Here is an 821-nt window from a genome sequence, read left to right on the forward strand (position 1 = left end):
AGCCAGAACAGGACGGTTGCTGCGAGGATGACGGCGGAGAGGAAGACCTTGGGGCACCTGTCGTAGCGGGTGGCGATGCGGCGCCAGTCCTTGAGCCGTCCGAACATGATCTTGATCCGGTTGTCGCGCCTGTGTTGAGGCTTGTCGTATCGGACGATCTTGCCGCGTGACTCTTGACCCGGGGTGAGGGGCGATCAGATTTGATCCGGGGGATCAAATCAGCCCCGAACGGGCTCTATCCCTTTTTCAGTGCATCCCGGAGCTAGTCCACGCCCGGCAAGCTGCGCAGCAGGACCGCCGCGCCGGTGTGGTCGCCGACCTGGCCTGCGGGCATGAAGAAGCGGATCGGGCGGCCTCTGGCCTCCGTGACCTCCTTGCAGCTCGGTGCTCAGTCCGCCTGTCGTGCGCCCGATCAGGCGCTCGCGCCCCCCCTTTTTGACCTGCAGGCTTGAGGCCGTTCGAGGCGCCTTGAGGTATGTCGCGCCGATCATCACGACCTTTTCCTCACCCCCGCTAGAGGCCAGTCCTTCCGTGATCCGGGCGAAGACCTCATCCGGCTCTGGTGGACCCAGCGGTTGCAGAGCGTCTTGTGCGGCCCATGCTCGGGCGGCGCGTCGCACCACCTCAAGCCATTGCGAGGGATGACGATCATGCCGCTCAAGACGCGCCGGTCATCGAACCAGGACGGCCATGGCTCTACGGCCGCAGCCGCTCCATTCGCTCGTCCGTCAGCCAGAAAAGTTGCCCATCACCACCCCCGTCAACCCGGAAGCCTGAACCACTCAGGCACTGCCGCATCAGACAGATCAACGGGTCCTGAT

General features: G+C 64.4%; 1 pseudogene. It reads right to left on the reverse strand.

The annotated features are described in order from the left end of the window. A pseudogene (locus tag GT358_RS16370) lies at positions 1 to 798 on the reverse strand (IS5 family transposase); the annotation flags it as partial. Between the last annotated feature and the right edge of the window lie 23 nt (positions 799 to 821).

It is taken from the genome of Rubellimicrobium sp. CFH 75288 (genome assembly GCF_009904055.1).
In the GTDB taxonomy this organism is placed as follows: domain Bacteria; phylum Pseudomonadota; class Alphaproteobacteria; order Rhodobacterales; family Rhodobacteraceae; genus Rubellimicrobium.